18 protein-coding genes are annotated in these 21863 nt (G+C 43.3%); 4 read left to right on the forward strand and 14 right to left on the reverse strand.

What is annotated here, in order from left to right; translation table 11 throughout:
- Positions 1-44: 44 nt before the first annotated feature.
- Positions 45-2045 (forward strand): di-heme oxidoredictase family protein, encoded by a 2001-nt coding sequence (locus tag GLO7428_RS19455; RefSeq protein WP_015190290.1) that lies wholly within the window; start codon positions 45-47, stop codon positions 2043-2045.
- Between the two features lie 59 nt (positions 2046-2104).
- On the opposite strand, the gene GLO7428_RS19460 is transcribed toward GLO7428_RS19455, so the two are convergent.
- Positions 2105-3172 (reverse strand): AI-2E family transporter, encoded by a 1068-nt coding sequence (locus GLO7428_RS19460; RefSeq protein ID WP_015190291.1) that lies wholly within the window; start codon positions 3170-3172, stop codon positions 2105-2107.
- A 484-nt stretch (positions 3173-3656) separates the two neighbouring features.
- Between GLO7428_RS19460 and GLO7428_RS19465 the strand changes: the two genes are divergently transcribed.
- The gene (locus tag GLO7428_RS19465) at positions 3657-4871 is read left to right on the forward strand and encodes a sorbosone dehydrogenase family protein (RefSeq protein WP_015190292.1); all 1215 of its coding nucleotides are present in this window, start codon (positions 3657-3659) and stop codon (positions 4869-4871) included.
- Between the two features lie 112 nt (positions 4872-4983).
- Here the strand turns inward: GLO7428_RS19465 and GLO7428_RS19470 are convergent, their stop codons facing one another.
- The gene (locus GLO7428_RS19470) at positions 4984-5196 is read right to left on the reverse strand and encodes a hypothetical protein (RefSeq protein ID WP_015190293.1); all 213 of its coding nucleotides are present in this window, start codon (positions 5194-5196) and stop codon (positions 4984-4986) included.
- 680 nt (positions 5197-5876) lie between these two features.
- Here GLO7428_RS19470 and GLO7428_RS19475 point away from each other — a divergent pair.
- The gene (locus tag GLO7428_RS19475) at positions 5877-7190 is read left to right on the forward strand and encodes an APC family permease (protein WP_015190294.1); all 1314 of its coding nucleotides are present in this window, start codon (positions 5877-5879) and stop codon (positions 7188-7190) included.
- 26 nt (positions 7191-7216) lie between these two features.
- Here the strand turns inward: GLO7428_RS19475 and GLO7428_RS19480 are convergent, their stop codons facing one another.
- A complete protein-coding gene (locus GLO7428_RS19480; protein WP_015190295.1) occupies positions 7217-8692 on the reverse strand; it encodes a hypothetical protein in 1476 nt (491 codons plus the stop codon).
- Positions 8693-8963: 271 nt separating this feature from the next.
- Between GLO7428_RS19480 and GLO7428_RS19485 the strand changes: the two genes are divergently transcribed.
- Positions 8964-9563: a nitroreductase family protein gene (locus GLO7428_RS19485; protein WP_015190296.1), complete on the forward strand. Its 600-nt coding sequence runs from the start codon at positions 8964-8966 to the stop codon at positions 9561-9563.
- A 43-nt stretch (positions 9564-9606) separates the two neighbouring features.
- On the opposite strand, the gene GLO7428_RS19490 is transcribed toward GLO7428_RS19485, so the two are convergent.
- From GLO7428_RS19490 to GLO7428_RS28625, 11 genes are all read right to left on the reverse strand, one after another.
- Positions 9607-10413, reverse strand: a complete 807-nt coding sequence (locus GLO7428_RS19490; RefSeq protein ID WP_015190297.1) for a glycosyltransferase family A protein — start codon at positions 10411-10413, stop codon at positions 9607-9609.
- A gap of 12 nt (positions 10414-10425) precedes the next feature.
- Positions 10426-11499: a glycosyltransferase family 9 protein gene (locus GLO7428_RS19495; protein ID WP_196797398.1), complete on the reverse strand. Its 1074-nt coding sequence runs from the start codon at positions 11497-11499 to the stop codon at positions 10426-10428.
- A 141-nt stretch (positions 11500-11640) separates the two neighbouring features.
- Positions 11641-13107, reverse strand: coding sequence for a D-glycero-beta-D-manno-heptose 1-phosphate adenylyltransferase (gene rfaE2 / locus GLO7428_RS19500; protein ID WP_015190299.1), 1467 nt, complete (start codon positions 13105-13107; stop codon positions 11641-11643).
- A gap of 10 nt (positions 13108-13117) precedes the next feature.
- Positions 13118-13729: an HAD-IIIA family hydrolase gene (locus GLO7428_RS19505; protein WP_015190300.1), complete on the reverse strand. Its 612-nt coding sequence runs from the start codon at positions 13727-13729 to the stop codon at positions 13118-13120.
- Positions 13730-13769: 40 nt separating this feature from the next.
- Positions 13770-14486: an SDR family oxidoreductase gene (locus tag GLO7428_RS19510; protein WP_041918701.1), complete on the reverse strand. Its 717-nt coding sequence runs from the start codon at positions 14484-14486 to the stop codon at positions 13770-13772.
- A 155-nt stretch (positions 14487-14641) separates the two neighbouring features.
- Positions 14642-16522, reverse strand: coding sequence for a glycosyltransferase (locus GLO7428_RS19515; RefSeq protein WP_015190302.1), 1881 nt, complete (start codon positions 16520-16522; stop codon positions 14642-14644).
- Between the two features lie 9 nt (positions 16523-16531).
- A complete protein-coding gene (locus GLO7428_RS19520) occupies positions 16532-17482 on the reverse strand; it encodes a glycosyltransferase (RefSeq protein ID WP_015190303.1) in 951 nt (316 codons plus the stop codon).
- Between the two features lie 10 nt (positions 17483-17492).
- Positions 17493-17948, reverse strand: a complete 456-nt coding sequence (locus tag GLO7428_RS19525; protein ID WP_015190304.1) for a glycosyltransferase family 9 protein — start codon at positions 17946-17948, stop codon at positions 17493-17495.
- Positions 17938-18957, reverse strand: coding sequence for a glycosyltransferase family 9 protein (locus tag GLO7428_RS19530; RefSeq protein WP_015190305.1), 1020 nt, complete (start codon positions 18955-18957; stop codon positions 17938-17940). The genes GLO7428_RS19525 and GLO7428_RS19530 overlap by 11 nt, the downstream gene beginning before the upstream one ends.
- 278 nt (positions 18958-19235) lie before the next feature.
- Positions 19236-20354, reverse strand: coding sequence for a glycosyltransferase (locus GLO7428_RS19535; RefSeq protein WP_015190306.1), 1119 nt, complete (start codon positions 20352-20354; stop codon positions 19236-19238).
- 9 nt (positions 20355-20363) lie between these two features.
- Positions 20364-21602, reverse strand: coding sequence for a CdaR family transcriptional regulator (locus GLO7428_RS28625; protein WP_015190307.1), 1239 nt, complete (start codon positions 21600-21602; stop codon positions 20364-20366).
- Positions 21603-21863 lie beyond the last annotated feature (261 nt).

Raw genomic sequence — 21863 nt, forward strand, 5'->3', positions numbered from 1 at the left:
CGACTTCAGTCGCCAAGCACGCATCGAAGTTATATGAGGTACGTATGCGATTACGTCCAATCATCATTTTGATTTCTTTGGTTGTTCTTGTCGGGTTTATTGCGTTTCGCATTGAACTCGCGCTTCCTGGAACACCACCGAGTCTTTACAACACCTATACACCATTTACAAAGCCGACATCACAGGAGATTGGTGCGTATGATGTGTTGGGTCATACGGTAAGTAAAGCGGAAGCTGACCAACTTTTGCAAACAGAGTCAGGAAGACAAGAACTTTCACCGGAAAATGGTGCGGTGGAAGTTAGTGAAGAACTGATCGATCTTGGTCGCAAGGCGTTTTATTTAGAAACGTTTGGCAATGAGTATTTGTTTACTGATGTCATTGGTATTCTCGATGGACCATTGAATCTTGCTAGTTTAAGTAAGACAATTTTGGCATTAGGAGGAAAACCGACAACAAATTTACAAGTCACTTTAGATGAAGATGTCACAGTAGGTAATCGCACTTTCACAGCAGGTACGGTACTTAATACAGGAATCGATGTTCCGAAAGGTTCGCTATTTCCATTGGGAATTCGTTCGTTTCTCGATCAGGGTAAAGTTCGTGTTGGCGTAACTTGTGCGTTGTGTCATGCGACGGTAAGTTCTGAAACAGGTCGCGTTTTAGAAGGTGCGCCGAATAATGATGTTGACACAGGTTTAATTATTGCGTTTGCGAGTAACTCTGCTGCATTATTTCGCCAAGCAAGTGCGAATCCTACAAAAATGCCGCCAGGCGAACGCATCTACATCAACAAAGACGGACAAGAAGCCCGCTTACCCGATATCAAAGCGATGGAAGATGCGGTTGATACCGACTTATTATCATGGCCTCCTGGTAACTTTACCTCGAATGGAGACTTAAAAAACAATCCTTCGCAAATTCCTTCGTCTTACACCCAAGGTTCTTGGCCGTATAGCTGGAGTGGTGTTGCTTCGGTTGGTTGGTTCCACGGTTTAACGACATTAAATAATGCCGTGTTTGGTGTCAACGCCGATCCCGCAACAACAGCGGATGCAGGGGGCGAACTCTTAGGAGTCGATAAAGAAATTTATCTGGGTACGATGCTACAAAATGCATCCAATCCAAAATTCCGCTTACCCGATAAAGTCAAACCGTCAGAATTTTTCGAGAAAATCGATCCGACACCAGGAGAACCAGGCTTCAACGAAGTTATCAAAATGCCAGAATACCCAAAAAGCAGTGTATTTATGCAAAACGGGTTAATGGCAGCTTCCCCAGGATACCAAGTCGCAGAACAAATTAACGCGATGTCGGCGTATCAAAATACGCTAGCGCCACCACCGTATCAACCCACAAATGATATCGAAGTTTTAAAACATGGTGCTGCGATATTTAACAAAGCAGGTTGTGTTGATTGTCATAGCGGACGTTACTTTACAAATCACGATGTCATCGCCCAACGCGAAATCGGTACGCAACCATCCCGCGCCCAAGCATCAAAAGGTTTTGCCAAGCTATTTGTTCCACCACAAACGTATCCACCTAACGTTTCGGTTCCTTTACCGCCCGATCCTCCTATCATCCCAGTTCCTACCGATATCACACCCAAAGAAGATATCGAGCTAGCTTACGCGCAAAGCGATCCTTTAGGAGGATACAAAGTGCCTAACTTGATTGGACTTTATCTCACCGCGCCTTATTTACACGATGGCGGTGTTGCTGCAAGTTCAGAAGCCCTTAAACCTGATAAAAAAGGTTTTAAGGTTGCAAATCCCGATCAGTTAGGAATGGCTGGTACATTACTACAAAATATCCAACCCGATCCCAGTGCAAGTTTGCGAGTTCTCGTCGATCGCAATCTGCGTAAACCTGTCGTTGCTGCTAATCGCGCAAATTCTGACTTGCAACGAGTCAATGTCGATGGTAGCGGTCACAATTACTGGGTAGATAGACAAGCGGGATTTTCTGTAAAAGACCAAACTGACTTGATTCAATTTCTGCTCTCAATCGACGACGACCCAGAAGTACTACTTGATGACTAAAGCGTTGTATTAAGTAACAGGCAGTAGGAAATCGGGAATAACGTTGTATTCGTAATTATCTATTCTCCCCTGCTCCTCTGCCTCTCTGCTCTTAACTGAGGAGAACCAAGAACATCTTCCAAGTAGAGCATTTTAATCAAAGCCATAATCACTGCTGCAAGTGGTGTCGCAACTAATGCTCCTAATGCACCGAACAAAGCACTCATTGCCAAAACTGCAATGAGTGTAATTGCTGGTGGCAAAGAAACTGTTTTTTGCTGTACGATTGGTGTCAGGACATTACCTTCTAGTTGTTGTACAACAAGATAAAAGAGCGCAACATAAACTGCTGGTAGTAAACCTTGACTAATCGCAATAATAATCGCAGGAACTGCGGAAAGAATTGGTCCAACAACAGGAATAAACTCTAACAATCCGGTGATGATTCCTAGCACTAAGGCAAGAGGAATATCGAGTAACATTAACCCAATTCCAATCACAACTCCGATCGCAACCATCGAAATAACTCGCCCTAATAGCCAAGCGCGGAGTACATGGACGACACCCGCGATAACTTCTTGCGCGCGATCGCGTCCTCGTGGCGGAACTAAACTCACAACTCCACTGCGATAAAGATGTGGCTCAACAGCAAGAAATACGCCAACAAAAATGACAAACAGCGTATTTGCTAATCCTTCTAAAGTCACCGTGAAAGCACCAACAAATTGATTGAATAAGTTGGATATTGGCAATCCGCCATCACCGCCAGGAACTTGCTCAAGTAATTGTTGACCCCAACTATATTGAGCTAAAAAAGTTTGTAATTGATTGATTCCCAACTGAACTTGCTGCACAAATAATTCAAACTGACTCAACACTTCGGGAATAAAAAACCACCCACCAATGCCAATAACAGCAACAATAAGCAGTACAACGACACCTAAAGACCATTGCACGGTTAAAGGCGTGTAACGAGCTATTGGTTTTGCTAGAGTACGCAGAACTACAGCAAGAAGCAATCCCAGAAAAATTAACAACAAAACATCGACAATTGCCCAAGCAAAGAGTAATAGGACAATAACTAGCCCAATAATTCCGACTGCGATGAGTAAGCGTTTTAGATATTCCCAAATATTCTGCTGAGACACGCGCCCGACTTCCTTGCAGTTAAGATTCTTCGCAGCATATCAAATGTTACGCTCTAATTAAATATTTTTGAGGAATCAAATCATTGCTGGCGCGATCGCACTATTTTCGCCTACTCTTAAGTGACTTACGCCTTAATCTTATTACATAAATTAGCTCTACTTAATTCTATGTCTTCTATCCATAGGAAGAAATTTTTAGAAGACAGAGACATTACCACACCGCTTGGCTTCTAATATTACGCTACAATGATTAAATACATACTTTGATGAAATCAGTAAGATTTACCAATCGAACAAGTGAGCAATTTCATTAGCTGATAAATGAAGACTTTAAAAACAATTGGTTGAATCAAAATTGCTAATTAAAAATTATAAATGTTGTCTAATCACCAAATTAAACCCGCCTGCGCGGGTTTTGTCTGTGTAAGCGCGATTTCTAATTGCCCACTTCAATCAAACAAATTAACATAATTGGAGGAGAAAAATGCAGCTGACAAGAATAATTGCCAGCATCGTAGCAGGAATTAGTACATTAGGTGTTGCAGCTTGTGGAGTACAATCCACAGAACAAGCTTCTAGTAGTGAAAACGTTACTCAATCACCGCGATCGCAGCTAACAAGTGCAAATCAACAAGCGTGTACTTTAGTACCACAAGGCGCAGGACCGCAAGGACAAGTTAATATCCGCGTTGAAGAAGTTGTCACAGGCTTGGAAGTTCCTTGGGGAATCGCGTTTTTACCGAACAATGATATGTTGGTGACAGAAAGACCAGGACGAGTGCGGTTAGTCCGCAACGGTCAATTACAACCTGCACCTGTTGCCACAATTAATGTAACTGATAGCGGTGAAGGTGGGTTATTAGGTATTGCAGCCCATCCTAACTTCGCACAAAACCGACTATTCTACGTATACTACACCGCCGATCGCAACGGAACGCCAATCAATCGAGTCGAGCGTTGGCAATTATCACAAGATGGTACGAGCGCCACCGCCGATCGCATTATTGTTGATGATATTCCGGTTGCACTGTATCACAATGGCGGACGAATTCGTTTTGGTCCTGATGGAATGCTTTATATCGGTACTGGCGATGCGCGTAAGCCGGATATTTCTCAAGACGTTGATAGCTTAGCAGGTAAAATCTTGCGAGTGACACCCGATGGTGAAGTTCCGCAGGATAATCCATTTCCAGGTAATCCTGTATACATCAGCGGAATTCGCAATACCCAAGGCTTTGATTGGGCGAATGATTCGACAATGTGGGTAACAGATCACGGTCCGAGTGGCGAACTCGGTAGAAGCGGTCATGATAAAGTTAGCGTTGCCAGCGCAGGTGATAATTTAGGATGGCCGACAATTTACCGTTGTGAAACTCAAGAAGGATTGGTGACGCCATCATTAGTTTGGCGACAAGCCGCACCTCCAGGAGGCGCAGCAGTTTACACCGGAAATGCAATTCCTGAATGGCAAGGTAGTTTAATGATTGCAACACTGCGATCGGAACATTTGCATCGCGTCGTCTTTGAGCCTAATTCTCAACAAGTTCAACAGCACGAAGTTTATCTACAAGGCGAGTATGGTAGGTTACGCGACGCTGTAATGGGTTCTGATGGCGAACTTTACATCACAACAAGTAACTGTGATGGCAGAGGTAGCTGTCCCGCTGGTCAGGATAAGATTTTACGCGTTACTAGGTAAGCAGTAAAGGCTAGTTATAGATAACTGGTAATTGAGAACAATATATCTCAACAATTACCAGTTACACAATTCAAAACTCTGACGTAGGTAAGTAATGAAACCGTTATCTTTTCTACATCCGAGCAATGATATCTATTTGACGATCAACAACATTTTCCCCTGGAGCGGGTGCAGTATCATCAGGAGTTTGTGTATCAGTATTTTGTGGCTCTTGATCTACAGCACTTTGATCTAGTTCATCAGTGGCAAGATCAGGCGTAACACCAATTGTATCGTCAGCGGTGTAGCCTGCTGGAATATTGGGTTTGTTTTGTTCTGAATTCATGATTTTTCTGTTTATTTGTTACTTTCTCCTAATTTTTTAACTTGTCGTCATGCAAAAACATCACTCCAAAAGCAGAGATAGTTCTGAAGGGTTATACTTTGGTGAAAATTGCTAAAATTAAGTGCCCAAGCAGTTAAGTAAAAAGAAATACAAGATAAACTTTGAGAAGGAAAAAATAGCTCATAAAAATTTATTCCTGTAGTTATAAATTAGTCATAGTTTGAGTGATTTTAACCTGCTATTAACTGAAATTTAACGACGAATGAGATGAACCTATGTAGTTTTGAGGTGATGCTGTTGACGATCGCCTTAAGATTATAAAACGTCTTACGCGAGCTTTACCATCAGGTGATATTTGGAATATTGCTGGTTTAATCCTGGCACTATGCGGCTTTCTTAGTGGAATTTTAGCAACTCCCCTCGCTCAAAGTTCTTTAATATCTACTGGTTATATTGCAGCTATTTTTTAGCTTCTACCCTTTGGGGCAGGCTAACACAAAGTTGGGAAGTTGCTACATTCTACAAACCTGTTGTACCACCCGAAGTTGAACAACTACAACAACAAGCAGTAAATAGGTGACGATGCACAAACTCAAAAACCTGACGCAAGTGCAAATGAAATAAGTTCTGACTCAGAATGCATTATTATGCGATCGCGAGTTGTTCAGTAAAAACAAATTATGCCGCAATCATCACAATCACTCAAGCGAGAATTAGGAGTCGTCGGTGCGATCGCGCTTGGTTTAGGTTCAATTGTGGGCGCTGGCGTGTTCGTCAGCACGGGAATTGCGGCGGGCGTCGCCGGACCTGCGGTGATTATTTCAGTGGCGATCGCGGCGTGTGTAGCAGTCTGTAATGGCTTAAATAGCGCTCAACTAGCCGCGAGTCATCCTGTGAGTGGCGGTGCTTACGAGTATGGCTATAAATACCTTACCCCATGGCTAGGCTTTACTGCGGGATGGATGTTTTTAGTGGCGAAATCAGCTTCAGCAGCGACGGCGGCTTTAGGTTTTGCAGGTTACTTATTGAATGTTTTAGGAATTAGCGATCGCACGTACTTAGTACCTACAGCTTTAGCAGCGGTTGTCGTGTTAACGTTGATTGTTTTGGGTGGAGTGAAACGCTCAAACGTTGTCAATATTGCGATTGTGTCAATCACGCTGTTATCGCTAATTTTCTTTATTGTGGCAGGTTTACCAACGGTTTTTGCGACTGAATTTGCCAATTTCACGCCGTTTGTCGCAGATGCAGATAATCCAGTTGCTTCAGTTTTACAAGCTACCGCATTGATGTTTGTTGCTTATACAGGATACGGACGAATTGCAACACTCGGCGAAGAAGTCAAAGAACCACAAAAAACGATTCCCAGAGCAATCATCATAACGCTTGCGATCACGATGGTGCTTTATATTGGTGTTATTGTTGTTGGTATTGGCTCAGTAGGCGCGCAAACCTTAGGCGCAGTCACCAGCGAACAAGTTGCACCTTTAGAAATTGCCGCACGCAACTTTAATATTCCTGGAAGTGGTCTTATTTTAGCTGTTGGTGCGGTGACAGCAACATTAGGCGTGTTACTGAATTTAGTTTTAGGTTTATCGCGTGTATTATTAGCTATGGGGCGGCGTCGAGATATGCCTAAATTTGTAGCACGGATGAATTTATCACGCACAACGCCTTACATTGCAGTACTGATTATGGGAACTGCGATCGCTTGTTTGGTTTTGATTGGTGATGTCAGAACAACATGGTCATTTAGTGCGTTTGCTGTTTTAATCTACTATGCGATTACCGATTTATCAGCATTACAAATTCCCGATGAAGATCGGCTTTATCCGAAGTGGATTGCTTGGATTGGTTTAGCAGCTTGTTTATTCTTAGCTTTTTGGGTAGAACAACGAATTTGGCTAGTAGGTGTTGGCTTAATTATCGCTGGGTTAATCTGGAAAACTGTGATTAGAAAGCTAGTATTAAGTTACGCCGATGATGAGGGGTGAGTTATTAAGATTCTTTTAACTCAAAACTAACCACCAGCAACAACAAAGTTAGCATTGACAACAGCAGTTCCTTGCTCGAAAATTGTGCGCGCGTAATCTGTCCAAACGCCTTGTCCCCAGTAGCGAAAACAGCTTGTTTGTAGCAGTAAGTTGTATAACAAAGCTTGACGATATTGAGGTTGTTTCGTATCTACATTCGGACGCTCAACTTTTTCATGAAATAAAGCACTCAATTGATTCATTGGGCTTAAAACATTTTCATATCCTTCGACCCAACTGATGTGGTTTGTCCAAGAAGCCCCATCGATATGAAAGTTTGGGTTAGCTTGCTTGATTTGCGCGATCGCATCAGCGACATCAGGAGTAAAGTCATTTTGCACTCTTTGCCAAATTTGATATTGCCCTGCGGCTTGACACGTTGGATAATCTTCAAATCGACACCCAGCAGCTTGAATTAATTCTAAATATTCTGTGCCTGTTAATCCCACAACACGACGATCTTGCTCGTACCATACTTTCTTAAATGCTGGGGGAAATTCATTCATCATCACGCCACCATTTTCACCATCCGCGATTTGCGTCACTAAGGGTGGAATAGAAACAGCACCAAGATTTTGCCGCGATAATGTTTTTGCTTCGTAGTACGGTTGCATTTGCCCGACTAACTTTGTATCAGAACCCTGAGTTTTAATTAATGCCGTAATACTCAAAGTTTCTCCCGCAGAATTACGGGCAATCAAGCGATGTGGAAGATGTTTAAATTGCAGTGGTTCTCCTGTTAAGGATTCTACAGTATGCTCTTGAACAATTAACCAACGATAGCCACACTCAAGTAGAGCTTTGATGAATTGATACAGCGTATCAGGATGATTCGGCAAATGCATTTCAGGAGGTGAAAAACCTTTCACCCGCGCTAAAGCTTCCCAACCAAAAATGGCAGCAAAATGATGTTGCCATGCTTGAATATGTAATTTAATATCTGGAATCGGAGTAGAAGGAACAACGCTATGACTCCACATCGTTCCTAGCCATTCGACATACGGTTGGTAAGTGCGATCGCACGTAATGCGTTTGAGATTTTCCAAAATATCGCCGCGCCCCATTTGTTGCAATCCCCACAACAAATTGCCAGAGTAATCTAACATCACGCGCGGGTTATACCCTTGACTGACTAACTCAGGGATAAAATCAGCCATACGGCTATAGCAGTAGCTAAAAGGACCTGCATTATGATTATCGCCTTCATGCGGATGTTCAAACATATATTGCAGGTTACTGATCAAAGCACCATTGACACCCGCAGGAATTGTTGGTTGATGCATATGAAGGGCGATCGCAAAACCAGCGGTGATGTCTTCTAGCCGAATGTTCGTTGTCGATAGAAAGATCGGTTTTTGATGCTGTACTACCGATGTAACTTCAGTTTCCCATCCCGAAATATTTGGCAATCCATCAATAATTTCTGGTAGTTGTGGTAAGTTAATCAATTGAGTGCTAGTCATAATGACTGAAACGCTAAGTTCAACTAAGCTACTAACTTTTCTTCATTAATGCAAGTTGGCAATTCTTAGCAACACTAAAATCGTTCCATTGCCCTACAACTTTCTTCAGGGCTACTCCTCCTAAGTAAATTCACGCAGATTAACAGGGTTATTTAGTAGCAAATTTATTTACAATTCTTTTCATGTAGGAAATTCATTGCGTGGCGGATGCGAATATTCTCACAACCAAGCTAACCTGTAAAGAAAGCGAAAGTTGATGAGTTTACTTTAGATGATCGACAAAATAGCTAAGACTCAATACCCAATTGACGATCTACTGCGACAGCGCTGGAGTCCGTTAGCATTTTCAACGCAGACAGTTGAACCCGACAAGCTACGCAGTATTTTAGAAGCCGCAAGCTGGGCAGCATCTTCTTTTAACGAGCAACCCTGGAGTTTTCTTGTTGCAACTTCAGACAACAAAGCTGAATTTGAACGCTTACTCAGTATTCTGGCACAAGGAAATCAAGAGTGGGCGCAATACGCGCCAGTATTGATGTTGAGTGTAGCAAAATTGTACTTTGAGCGCAACGGCAACGAAAACCGCCATGCTTTTCATGATGTTGGTGCAGCAGCAGCGACCTTAGCAATTCAAGCGACTAGGTTAGGATTATTTATTCACCAAATGGCAGGATTTGACGTTGCTAAAGCAAAAGAAATTTACAGTATTCCTGAAGGATATGAACCAGTCGCCGCGATCGCATTAGGTTATCTCGGAGATCCGCAAACTTTATCAGATAAATTGCGGCAAAGAGAAATGTCTCCACGTACTCGTAAGCCGTTGGAAACTTTTGTTTTCTCCGGTCGTTGGAATCAGCCTTCACCACTATAACTAGAGTTTAACCTTGACCTTTGACCTCTAATCTGTGCTATAATTAGCCGTTCATAATCGGTAAAATCTGCGGTGCATCGACACTGCGATCGCTGATTGTTGTCGGTAATTCTTGATGATAAACTCCTGAAGGCAATACACCACAGCCACCATAACGCGCCATAACGCGTAGTTGTGCAAGTACATCTTCGCCGCAAGCTTGTGTTGGTAGTTCTTGCCAAAAATGAAAACCACCGACATCGAGTAGTTTTAATCTGTCATATAAAACGCACCCTGCAACCCAAGCAACGCGATATTTGTGCGGGCGATCGCACGTAATGTTGTAACGTTGTTGAATGTGATATAAATTTGCAGCATTATGCAGTTTCCAACGTTCCCAAGCAGAAGTACCAAGTTTAACTAATTCTGGAGTTATTGGCGTATCCCAAAATTCAATTTGCTGTTCGTGCAAACGGATGTCGTGAAGAAAGCTAAGTCCGATAAATGCATTACCAACAAAGCCGCATTTTTCTTCGGCGATCGCTGTTAATAAATTATGGACGACGTAAGACTCGCAAATGACATCATCATCTAAATAAAGGACATAAGGCGAGGTTGCTTTTTCTAAAAGAAATTGGCGTTGTTGGGCAATACCACGACGCGGTAAGTTTTTGTATGCTATGACTTGATGACCGTGGCTCTCAAGCACTCGAATCGCAGCTTGAACTTCTTGAGTTTCAGTTGCATCTTTGTCTTCAGTTTGATCGGAGATGATAACGCGAAAAGCGCGGTAAGTTTGCGCGCAAAGACTTGTTAGCGTTACAGCTAAAGCTGTTGGACGGTTATAAGTAGGAATTAGAATATCAATCATCAGTTAGTTAGCCTAACGGCTGGTAATAGGTAACTGGTAATTGGACACAGAAGTTGAAGTATCTTGAGATAGTAGTTCTAAGACTGCACTAATGACGGTTTCGGGTTTTACTAAGCGTAAACAGTGATGATGTCCTTCGGGACAAATGCTTTTATAACAAATGCGACAAGGAACATCGTGAAAGATAACGCGGTTAGGAACTTGCCAAGGAGTATGTTGCGGGTTAGTTAAAGCGTATATGTCAACAACAGGTGTAGCAACTGCGGCGGCGATGTGAACAGGGGCGGTGTTGTTAGAAATTAATAAAGGGGCTGCATCGATTAAAGCACTAAGTTCGCCTAAATTGAGACGGTTAACGAAAGAATGCGATCGCGATCGCATCTCACTACGGATAGATTTAACAAGTTCTGTTTCGGGTTTGGTTCCTGTGAAAATCACTTGAATATCGTAATCTCGAACTAATTTTTCCGCGACAATTGCAAAACTTTCGGGAGGATAGCGACGCGAAATTGCTGATGCACCTGGGTGAATCACAACCCAAGGCTGTTGATTGATTCCTATTTCTGCGAGTAACGATTGAATTCTGATTTTAGCTGTGTCTGGTATGCGTAACTTCAAGCGTTGATCGGCGATCGTACTACCGACGCTAGCAACTAAATCGAGTTGGCGTTGCACTTCGTGACGGATAAATTGTTCTGGTTCGGGATCTTTAATCCAATGCGTCAGCAGTTGATAAGGATTTTCGTGACAATGCGCTAACGTCAAAGGAATACCTGCCATGTAGCACAAAAAAGCCGTAGGTAAAGGATTTTGACTGTAAACGGTGAAAATTACCGCTGCATCAAAATCACGTTCTCGCAGGAGATCGATAATTGCATATTCTGGATCGCTATTTTTCCGAGGTGCAGTTGCTTTTAGCCAAGGAGAATCGTAAACAATTAAGTCATCAATATCTTTTAATAATGGGGCGATCGCACTTCCTGCACTCGAAGTCATTAATGTAATATGGCGATCCTGATGCGAGTTTTTTAAGGCACTGATCGCAGGCGTTGTCATTAGTACATCGCCAATCGTGTCTAATCGCACACACAAGATTTTTTTAGCATTATCCCACATAGTAGAAGTCGGGGTGAGGGGCAGGGGGCAGGGGGCAGGGGCAGGGGCAAGGCAATGCCTTGCCCGTACCAGGCGGATCGGATGTGCTGCGATCGCAGCAATGATATTGATTTAATGTGATGGTTGTTTCGTAAAAGTTTGATAAATTCGGTTCACAATCGCCGTTGTTGAAATATTACTAACATACGGCAGGATTTCTACTTTGCCGCCTAATGCTTCGACTAAAGGTACTTCTGGTAACATTTCTGGCGTATAATCTCCGCCTTTAACATAGATATCAGGACGCACAATTTCAATCAGTTCGCGGGGTGTTGATTCTGAAAAAGGAATGACATAATCGACACTTTCTAAAGCAGAGAGAATTGCCAAGCGATCGCTTAAACAATTAACCGGACGATTTTCGCCTTTGAGTTGACGAATACTCTCATCACTATTGACACCAATAATTAAAATATCGCCTAAATTTTTTGCCTGGTTTAAATAAGTCACGTGACCGCGATGTAATATATCAAAACAACCATTCGTGAATACAAGTTGTTTGTGTTGCAACTCTTGAATTAAACTTGCCAATATCTTACGGCTATAAATTATCTTTTTATTACCAGAAAGCGACTGATGTAAAGCGGCTAAACTACACGTTGTTGTTCCTGGTTGAGTGACAACTATAGCAGCAGCAGCAGCAGCAATTGACGTAGCAATTTCAACGTCTGCACCGATTGCTAAAGCTAAGGTTAAGCCAGCAACAAATGTATCTCCTGCGCCCGTTGTTTGACTGTTGCGCGCTGGTTGAGAAGGAATGAGGTAGGGGGACTTATTGCGCTCAAAAACGACCGTTCCTTCGGCGTCTAGAGTGATAGCAGCAATTTGAGTATTAACTAATTCCAGTAATTTTGCTCCGCTATCGACAATCTGCTGAATTCGTACTTCGCCTTGTAAAGCTGGTAGTGAAAGAAGTTGAATGGCTTGTTGATAATTTGGCTTAATTGCAGTGACACTAATTGATTGATATTGAGTTAATTGCTTAGAATCAATCGTAAAAAATCTTGGTTTTTTTTGCTGAAGTTGAGCTAGAGTGTGAACGATTTGCGGTGTAATAATTCCGCCGCCATAATCAGAGACAACGACAGCATCACACCTAGGAAAAAGATGAGTCAAACTAGCAATTAATTGCTGTTCTATTTCCAAATCAATACTTTCCGTACTACCGCGATCGCATCTTAAAAGTAGCTGTGAATCTGAAGTAATGCGCTGTTTGAGTAAAGTTTTTCTACGTGGCGATGTCACCAAGTATTGCGTCGAAATTCCTTGATGCTGTAAGGTGGATTTCAGGCGATCGCCTTCGTCATCGTCACCGACAACCGAAAGAAAGATCGTATTTGCGCCTAAACGCTGAATATTTGCTGCGGTATTAGCTGCACCGCCAGGAACATCTAAGCGATCGCCCATATCCACAATTGGAACGGGCGCTTCGCGACAAAGGCGATGCGTCGTACCTTCTACATAACAATCAAGCATCGCTTCACCCAAAACCAAAACCCGCAAATTTGCCCAGCGATCCAGATAATTTTCAGCAATCATATTTTTAACTTTATAAATTTAATGAGGACACTGCGCTATCGCGCTTCGCTGACAGTCCCGCAAGTGTCCGATCAAGTGCTGTAATCACCTTGGCAGCGGCAGTTAAATCTTTAACGATATGATGCGGTAATCTTTGCCGAGATAATTGCCATTCAGTTTCATTACCGTTATCAATCAAAATTGTGCGACACCCTGCCAAATTACCCGCTTCAACATCATTCAAAATGTCTCCAATAAACCAAGATTGCCATAAATCGATTTGATTTTCCTGCGCGGCTTTTTTCAGTAATCCAGGACGCGGTTTGCGACAATCGCAATCAATCGCAAATTCTTTAACAATTCCCTGCGGATGATGCGGACAGTAATAAAAACCCGAAATTGCCACTCCAAAACCACCCAATACCTGACGCAAATGTTTTTCTACTGCTACCAAAGCACTTTCAGGAAAATACCCCCGCGCCACACCCGACTGATTCGTCACAATAAAAAGTTCATAACCAGCCGCCGCCAACATTTGCACTCCCTCCACCACACCCGCACACAACCGCATCTTTAGAGGATCGACATTATAAGGAACATCCTCAATCAAAGTCCCATCCTTATCCAAAAAAACCGCCTTCACTCTCCTCCTTCCTCTCTTCCTCTGCGTTCTCTGCGCTTCACTAGGGCCAAGAACTCTCCTTCATCGGTAAAACCGTAATTTCAGCAATCACCGTCTCAGCAGGTTGCATCAACAAATACAAAACAGTTTGAGCAACATTTTTAGGATCTTGCAAAGTCGTCATATCAATATCCGGAAAACGTTCCGTCAAAAACGGAGTTTGCATTCCTCCCGCAACCACCGCCGTCACTTTAATATTGTGCGGTCTTCCCTCAACGTGCAACGCGTGCGAAAACCCCAACAAACCCCACTTACTCGCATGATACGCCGAAGCATTTGCCCAAGCCCGCTTAGCCGCAGTCGAAGTAATGTTGATAATTGAACCACCTCCCTGCGCTTTCATCGTTGGAAACACAGCCTGCGACATCAAAAACGGTCCAGTGAGATTGACACCAAGAATGCGATCCCATTCCTGTACAGGCATTTCCTCTAGTGGAACCGTCAAATCTATACCTGCATTGTTCACCAAAACATCAACTTTGCCATACTGCGAAATGACTTTATCCGTCACCGTTGCAACTTGTTCGCTATCAGCAACATCCAGCGACACAGCGATCGCCTCCTTACCGTTTTGCCGCAAATCTTGTGCAACTTTTTCGGCTGATTCCACACGCACATCTGCAACAACTGTCGTTATTCCTGCATCAGCTAAAGCATGACAAATCGCTTCGCCTAAACCTCGTCCACCACCTGTAACAATTGCTACTTTTTGCATCATTCATCTCCTAAGTTTGTAAATATTCTGGTAACTGGTAATTGGTAATTGGTAACTGTACCAATTCCTTAAAAAAGAGCTACAAATAATTTCTCCTCTGCCCCTCTGCCCCTCTGCTGCCCATATGCATCAACTTTTAAGCGAAACGATATTACCAATTACCCCACCAATTCCCTTTCCTGTTCTTGAATCTCACTAACTGACAGCGGTACAGCTAATAACTGCCCTTCTACCAATTCGCACAGCAAATGCAAAACCATCAACTGCACTTCTTGAATGCGTTGCGGATCGCTAGCGGGAACTAGAATCGCAGTATCCGCCAGGTCTAAAAGTTCGCCACCATTACCACCAATCAGCGCAATACGATAAATATTTTGCTGACGTGCGGCGTGAAACGCCTGAACAAGATTGCGCGATCGCCCGCTGGTACTAATTCCAATCAAAACATCACCAGGTTGCGCAAAAGTTTTCACCTGTCGCGCAAAAACATCTTCATACCCGACATCATTCGACCACGCCGTCACCAATGCTGTATCAGCTGTTAAGGCGATCGCAGGTAATCCGGCGCGATACGCACACCGAAACCGCCCGACAAATTCCGCCGCCAGGTGTTGTGCTTCTGCCGCACTACCGCCGTTACCGCAAATCAAAACTTTACCGCCTTGCGCGAAGCAATGACTTAACTGTTTTGCTGCTAAGATAATTGCGGGACTTAATGCGGTTTTTGCGGCTTGAAAAGCTTGAATTGCTTCATTAAAACTGCTTTCCACGATCGCCAACTCGTTAAAGCTACTGTCGCATTGCCGACTACCTGCTAAAACTGATTCGTATAACGCCGCGATTTCACTCGTGACTTTTTCCCAAGTAAAGCGCCCCTCGACGTGACGAATCGCTTGTCTACCGAGTAGCTGTAACAACGCCGGATTTTGAAACAAAAACGCTAAGCGATCGCCTAAAATTTCTGGTTGATTCGGTGCAACCAAATAGCCTGTTTCGCCATCTTTAACCGTAAACTTAATTCCGCCAACGTTTGACCCAATTGCTGGAGTACCGCACGCCATCGCTTCTAGGGGAGTAATGCCAAACGGTTCGTACCAGGGAGTTGTCACAAAGATATCCGCTGCGCTGTAGAAATATTTGAGAATCTCGCGCCCCCGATTGCCAAAAAAGATAACGCGATCGCCGATCCCCAACGAAGACGCGATCGCACTCAAGCGGGCAATTTCTGGTGTCATTTGCGGGTTAGGAGTATGCGACTCGCCACCGACAATTAATAACCGTGCTGATATTCCATGCTGTTTGACTAAATGAGCAAAGCCGCAAATTGTATTATCTACACCTTTACGCGGTACTAAACGACCAAGTTGCAAGACAATCCGCTCATTAACAGGTAAACCCAAAACTGATCGCGCTTGATTTTGCTCGATTTGCCAAAATTCCCCACGGTCAACTCCACAAGGAATCACCTCAATCTTGTTCGGATCGGCGTGATAAAGGGTAAGAAGATCTTCGCGGTCTTGGGGACACTCGGCAATAATTTTGTCAGCTTCACGCACAATGCGATCTTCAATCGCAAAGCGATCGTCAGGAAACTTATCTGCATCACCTTGATAAAAACGGCGGACGCGCCCCAAAGCATGAAACGTCACGACAAACGGAATGCCTCTTTGTCGCTTAATTTCCGCCGCCACGAGCGCTGACATCCAGAAATTGGCATGAATCAAGTCATAATCCCAATGGCGATCCATAAACGCGATCGCTGCCGTTGTAAACTCCCCCATATACGGTAGCAATGCCTCTTTTGGCATCACCTGGGTAGCACCTGCGGTAATGTGGACGATTCTTACACCGTTGTGCCACTCGACGATCTCCGGTAACTGGGGGCGATCGCGTCGCGTCAACACATCAACACTGTAGCCAAGTGCAGCTAAGTGTTTTGCCACCTGACCGACGTAAACATTTTGACCGCCACTATCGGCTCCCCCAAAGATACCTAAAGGAGTGGCGTGTTCGCTAATTAGGGCAATGCGTTTCGTCATTGAATCAACTTAAGCAATTGATAAACGTCCAGCGACAGATAAAAATGCCGCGTCCCAGTCACGCGTAAACCGTTGAATATTAAAGCGTTGTTGCGCTTGTTTTTTTGCACCTATACTCAAGCGATGCGCTAAATCTGGATTGGCGATCAGTTCTTGCATCGACTCAATCAAGCGGTCAATATTGGTATCGACATAACCCGAAACTCCGTTTTCGACAACTGTGACTAATTCCGTCGTTGCTAGCCCAATAACAGGTAATCCCAGCATCATCGCTTCGCAGACGGCTAAGCCTAAACTTGTATAGCGTACAGAGTGGAAGAAAAAGCGATATTGAGCGGCAAAAGCTGGTAATTGCGCGTGTGGAACTTCGCCTAATCCACCTAAAGATTCAGCATCCATCCCGACTAAATCTAAAGGTATCGATTCGCGGACTTGCGTAAAAATATCTGCACCCAATCGGCGTCCGCGCTTGCGTAAACCATTCGTGACAACTAAACCTTTCGCGAGTTGTCCGCTGTAACTAATATCCGCAGGTATAACAACACCATGCTCGATTGTGCGAGTTGGCGATCGCCCGTTATCCCACATCAACCGATTAAAATCCGTAACGTGAATTAACAACACATTCGGATCGTCAACGATATGTTTAGTATTCGTCGGGTGTTCCTGCGGCGGATCGTGTTCTAAGTAAATGCAAGGTAACTGTTGCTGCGCCTGCGACAAAATCTCGTATTGATCGTGCAAATAATTTTTGCGCGACTGAAACAAAATACAGTCAAAATCTAAATGGCGTACTTCCTCCGCTGGAACTTCATGCACGTTATCTCCCCACGCAAAGCCAGGGTTACGTCCGCCGTATCCTTCAGGTTTGCCTGGTAAAACTGGTAAATAAAACTCATGGTTTGCCTGCGTGAGATAGTAAAGATAGCTGCCATGAATATGCCAAGTAAAAATTCGCATTGCTTAGAGGTTAGAGGTCAGGGATTACTGTAAATGGAAAGTTAACAGCATCTAATAAATAAAGATGAGGGTCGATTTTTGGTAAGTCTTCTAAAGGTGGTTTGATCCAATGCGACAAAACGCTACCGCCAAACTCTTTTGATTGACCAACACGGATTGGAATTCCGGCTAAATAACATAGGTAAGCTAATGGATAAGGAGACTCTGATTGAGCGGTAAAAATAATTGCAGCATTAAATCGCAAGTTGCATAATTTTTTAACTAATCCTGTTTCCTTTGATACATTTACCCAATTTGTTGTACAAAAGATCGCGCATAGCCCAGCGGTGTCAGCTAAATGTTGCGTCGCGAGTAACGTAATCTTTGCATGAGCTAATATTTTTAACCTGTGCAATGCTGGCATCACCGCAGGATCGCCAACAACGACAACGAGTAAACGCTTGACTTCTTGCCAGTCAATTTGCATACGCAACCTCACGCTGTAAAAGGTCTTGTACCTCAACTAATACAGCCGCTACGCTATCAGATGCAGAAGGCATAACAACTCGGTGGCGATCGCAATTTAACGGCGACCAGCGCTTTGGGTCAGAATTTGTGAAAATCACAACACTCTTGACTGCTAAGGCATCGGCTAAATGCGAAACTCCGGTATCGTTGCACACTAACAAAGCAGCATTTTTAAGTAATGCAGCCAACGCCCCTAAACTTGTTTGTCCGGCTAAATTAATCGCAGACTTCTGCATCAACCCAGCAACAGTTTGAGTCAAATCAGTTTCTGCTGCGGTTCCAGTTAGAACAACCTCAAACCCCATTTTGCCGATCGCATCCGCAACACGGGCAAAAGCCACAGGCGACCAACGGCGATCGCTGACACTCGCGCCAGGATGAACGCAGACATATTTTCCTGGTAACAAGGAACGAGTTTCAGGAATTTGCTGTAATTCCAACCAGTCTGACTTTAACAGCGGAAATTCTAAATGTTCGCCTTGCAAAGGTACACCTAAAAACTCCATCAATTGCAGATGTCGTCTGACTTCGGGTGCGTGTTCTGGATAAGCTAGAAATCGTTGAGGATCGGGGCAATAATGTCTTGGTAAGAAAAATCCAGCATTGCATTTTGCGCCTAACAGCACGGTAAATGAATTAATCACAATTCCACTACCATGCATCTGAATCGCTAAATCAAATGCTTGCGCTTGAATTTGTGTCAAGCCATCGTTGGTACGTTGCGGCGAATGCCATCCTTCGGGAATTCCTGGATAGCCAGGAAAAGCTAACCATGCATCTAAGTAGCAATCGAATCGGCGCACAAAGCTTTGCGCCCAAGGTAAGCCAATTAGAGTAATTTCTGCTGCGGGTAAAGCAGTCCGTAACGCTCTTAAAGCTGGTACAGCGCAAAGAAGATCGCCAAGTCCTGGTAAACTACGTACTATTGCTATCCGCGACGGGTTGCCAATGCGATCGCTGACACTCATAAGCTTGCTTGCATCGTTATGTCAAACCATCTTAGGGAACCTAGCTAGTTTATACATTGTGCAAATGCACAATTATTTAGCCGTTGCCGCAGCAATTATTTAGACAAATGCCCAATTATAAAAAGAATACTTATTTATTGTCCCTACTGAAAAACTGGTAACTGGTCATTGGTAATTGGTAATTGATCCTTGGCAGCAATCAGCGATTAGCTGTTATTAGCTTTTGTTTGATTGCTAAATGCTTTCCCATTCCCCATCACCCATTACCTATTACCCATCTAATCTTTCGGACGCGGGACAAATAACCGAGAAGCGCGTGGTTGATTTACCAGCTTGTACCAGAGACGTTCGTAACTGCGAGTCATGTGTTTTACAGTAAAAGAAGCTTGCGCGATCGCTCTACCTTTTTGCCCAAACTTCCAGCGTAATTCGCCGTTATTTCTCAAACGACACAACGCCGCAGCTAAACCAGCAACATCATTTTTGTTGACTAAAAATCCGGTTTCACCATCAATCACAGCTTCTGCAACGCTACCAACACGAGTTGCTACAACAGGAAGTGATGCTAGCATGGCTTCAACGATCGCAAGTGGAAAGCCTTCAGATCGCGATGGTTGGACATAAATATCAAATTTTGATAGATACGGACGAGGATTATCTAACCAACCGATAAACTTGACGCGATCGCCGATTTGTAAATCAATCGCTAATTTTTCTAATGCTGTTCTTTCGCCACCTTCGCCGATAATGACTAATCTTACTTTGTCAACCAACGCGATCGCCTGTAGCAGGACATCATAACCCTTCATCGCATCCAACCGCCCCACGCTACCAATTGTTATTCCTTCAGTCTTATGGGGAATATGTATAATATCAGGAACGCCATTCGGGATAGAAAGCACACTATGACGACCAAGCGCGTAGAAGTCTTCAAGTAATCTTGCACTTGCTTCGCCAACAGCAACGCTAGCATCAACACGTAAACAAAGCACCCGTGTCCGCCACCACGTTAATAAATCTGTTGTCCGCAACGGTAGCTGATCGACTCTCACTACTCGTGTATGAGGTAGCATCAGCGCAGCAAATTGTGCGATCGCACCTGCCCAAGGAGTACACAAGTTAATATGCACAACATCAGGATGCAACGCTAATAGTGCAGCTAGATGTGCAGGTAGCGCATATTTTGTACCTGGAATAACGTACTTTTGGGCTTGAGGGCGTTTTTGTGCGATCGCGTCAACGACAACTTGGGATGTCCCTAATACCACTACATCAATATCATTCGATACTGTCGCCACTAAGTGACTCAAGCTCATTTCTGCACCGCCAATTCCTGCTGAATCTGTGTAAACAACGACTCTTAGAGGGTGATTGTCACTGGACTGCGGATTATGCATAAACCAGTCCTAAAAAAAGCTTTTATTAAGTAGAGATTGTTTGCTATTTGTCGCTTCATACCCTTGAAGTTTCCGTAGTAGCAGCGCCAAGCGAATTTGTACCGCGTGATCGAAACAGCGCGGATCTAAACCTGTTAGCGAAGTTAATTTATCTAGTCGGTAATTCAGCGTATTCCGATGAATCGAAAGTTGTTTTGCGGTTGCGGAGAAACTACAGTTTTTCTCAAAAAATGTTTCGATTGTAATTAGCAATTCTGGTTCCGAGTCTAGCGGCGTGAGTAAATGCTTGGCGAGTTCTACTTTTGTTTGTTCGTCAGCGATGCCAATAAATGCTGCAATGCCTAAACGATCCAAGCAATAAACTTGATTGTTACCGTTAAAGTGATGACCGAGTGAAAGCGCCATTCGCGCATCTTGGTACGATCGCGCTAAACCGAGAATACCAGGATGATAGCGACCGATTCCAATACTGACACCTGTGCCTGTATCGTTACGCAAACGTAATAATAACGAATCTCCTGCACGTTTAAGCGCCGTCAAGTTTGCCCATACAGCATTGATTGATTCGGTACTTTTGCTATTATCTGCCCAACTACCTAAATTTTTTGTATCGCTAGCTTTTAAAACTGCGACTTCACCATCACCTAAATTGGCACAAATTGTATCATCTGGTAAATGAAAAAAACTAACGACACTACTAATTGCGAGTTGCGCGAGTCGATGTTGATGCAATTCATTTGCTGTGCGATCGCCTCCGGTGCTGCGCAAAGCGCAATCGCTGACATTAATTAAAATAACTGCACGCGGAGGCATGAGATTTAGCCCTAACAGTTTTGCCTGACGTAAAATTTCTGTTTCATCGACAATTTGACCGTGAAGTAAGTCGTAAATAAACTGATTCTTAAGTGTTTGCTGGTTTGATTGATGGTTGAGTACTGTTGCCTGATTAATCACTAATTCTACTAAGGCTTTCGCTAGACGCGGCGACACAATCTCTCCACTGATAGATTGCCCAACAATAACTTCTCCTACCTCTGTTTTGCAGTATAAAGGAACGCTTATATAGTTATTTGGTTGAGCATTACGGTCGAGAATTTTACCTACTCGGTCTAATTCATTACTAGCAACAATGATATTGTTTTGATTAATGACGATCGCCTGCGCATTTAAAAGTTCAGTTACGGTGTAAGCAACGTTACGCGCAACTTGAATAAACTGTGTTGTATTAACAGAAAATTTATTACTCACTGCACGTCTACATTAAAAAACGAAAAGTTTTTTGTGTTTTTTTATACAGAATTATTAAGAAACTAGCTGTTTGGATTTTTCTTTTTTATGAGGCAATATTTTAGGTATATCTGCGTCATAATTTTTACTCAATCAAGACTTTTTATATAGAACAGTCTTTTATCTATTTTAATGAAAATTTCATTTATATGTGTTGTTATTCTATCGATTCTGACGAACAAATCTAAAAAAAATCTAAGTAATCTTGATTAGTAAAATATG

The organism is Gloeocapsa sp. PCC 7428 (genome assembly GCF_000317555.1).
Taxonomy (GTDB): Bacteria; Cyanobacteriota; Cyanobacteriia; order Cyanobacteriales; family Chroococcidiopsidaceae; genus Chroogloeocystis.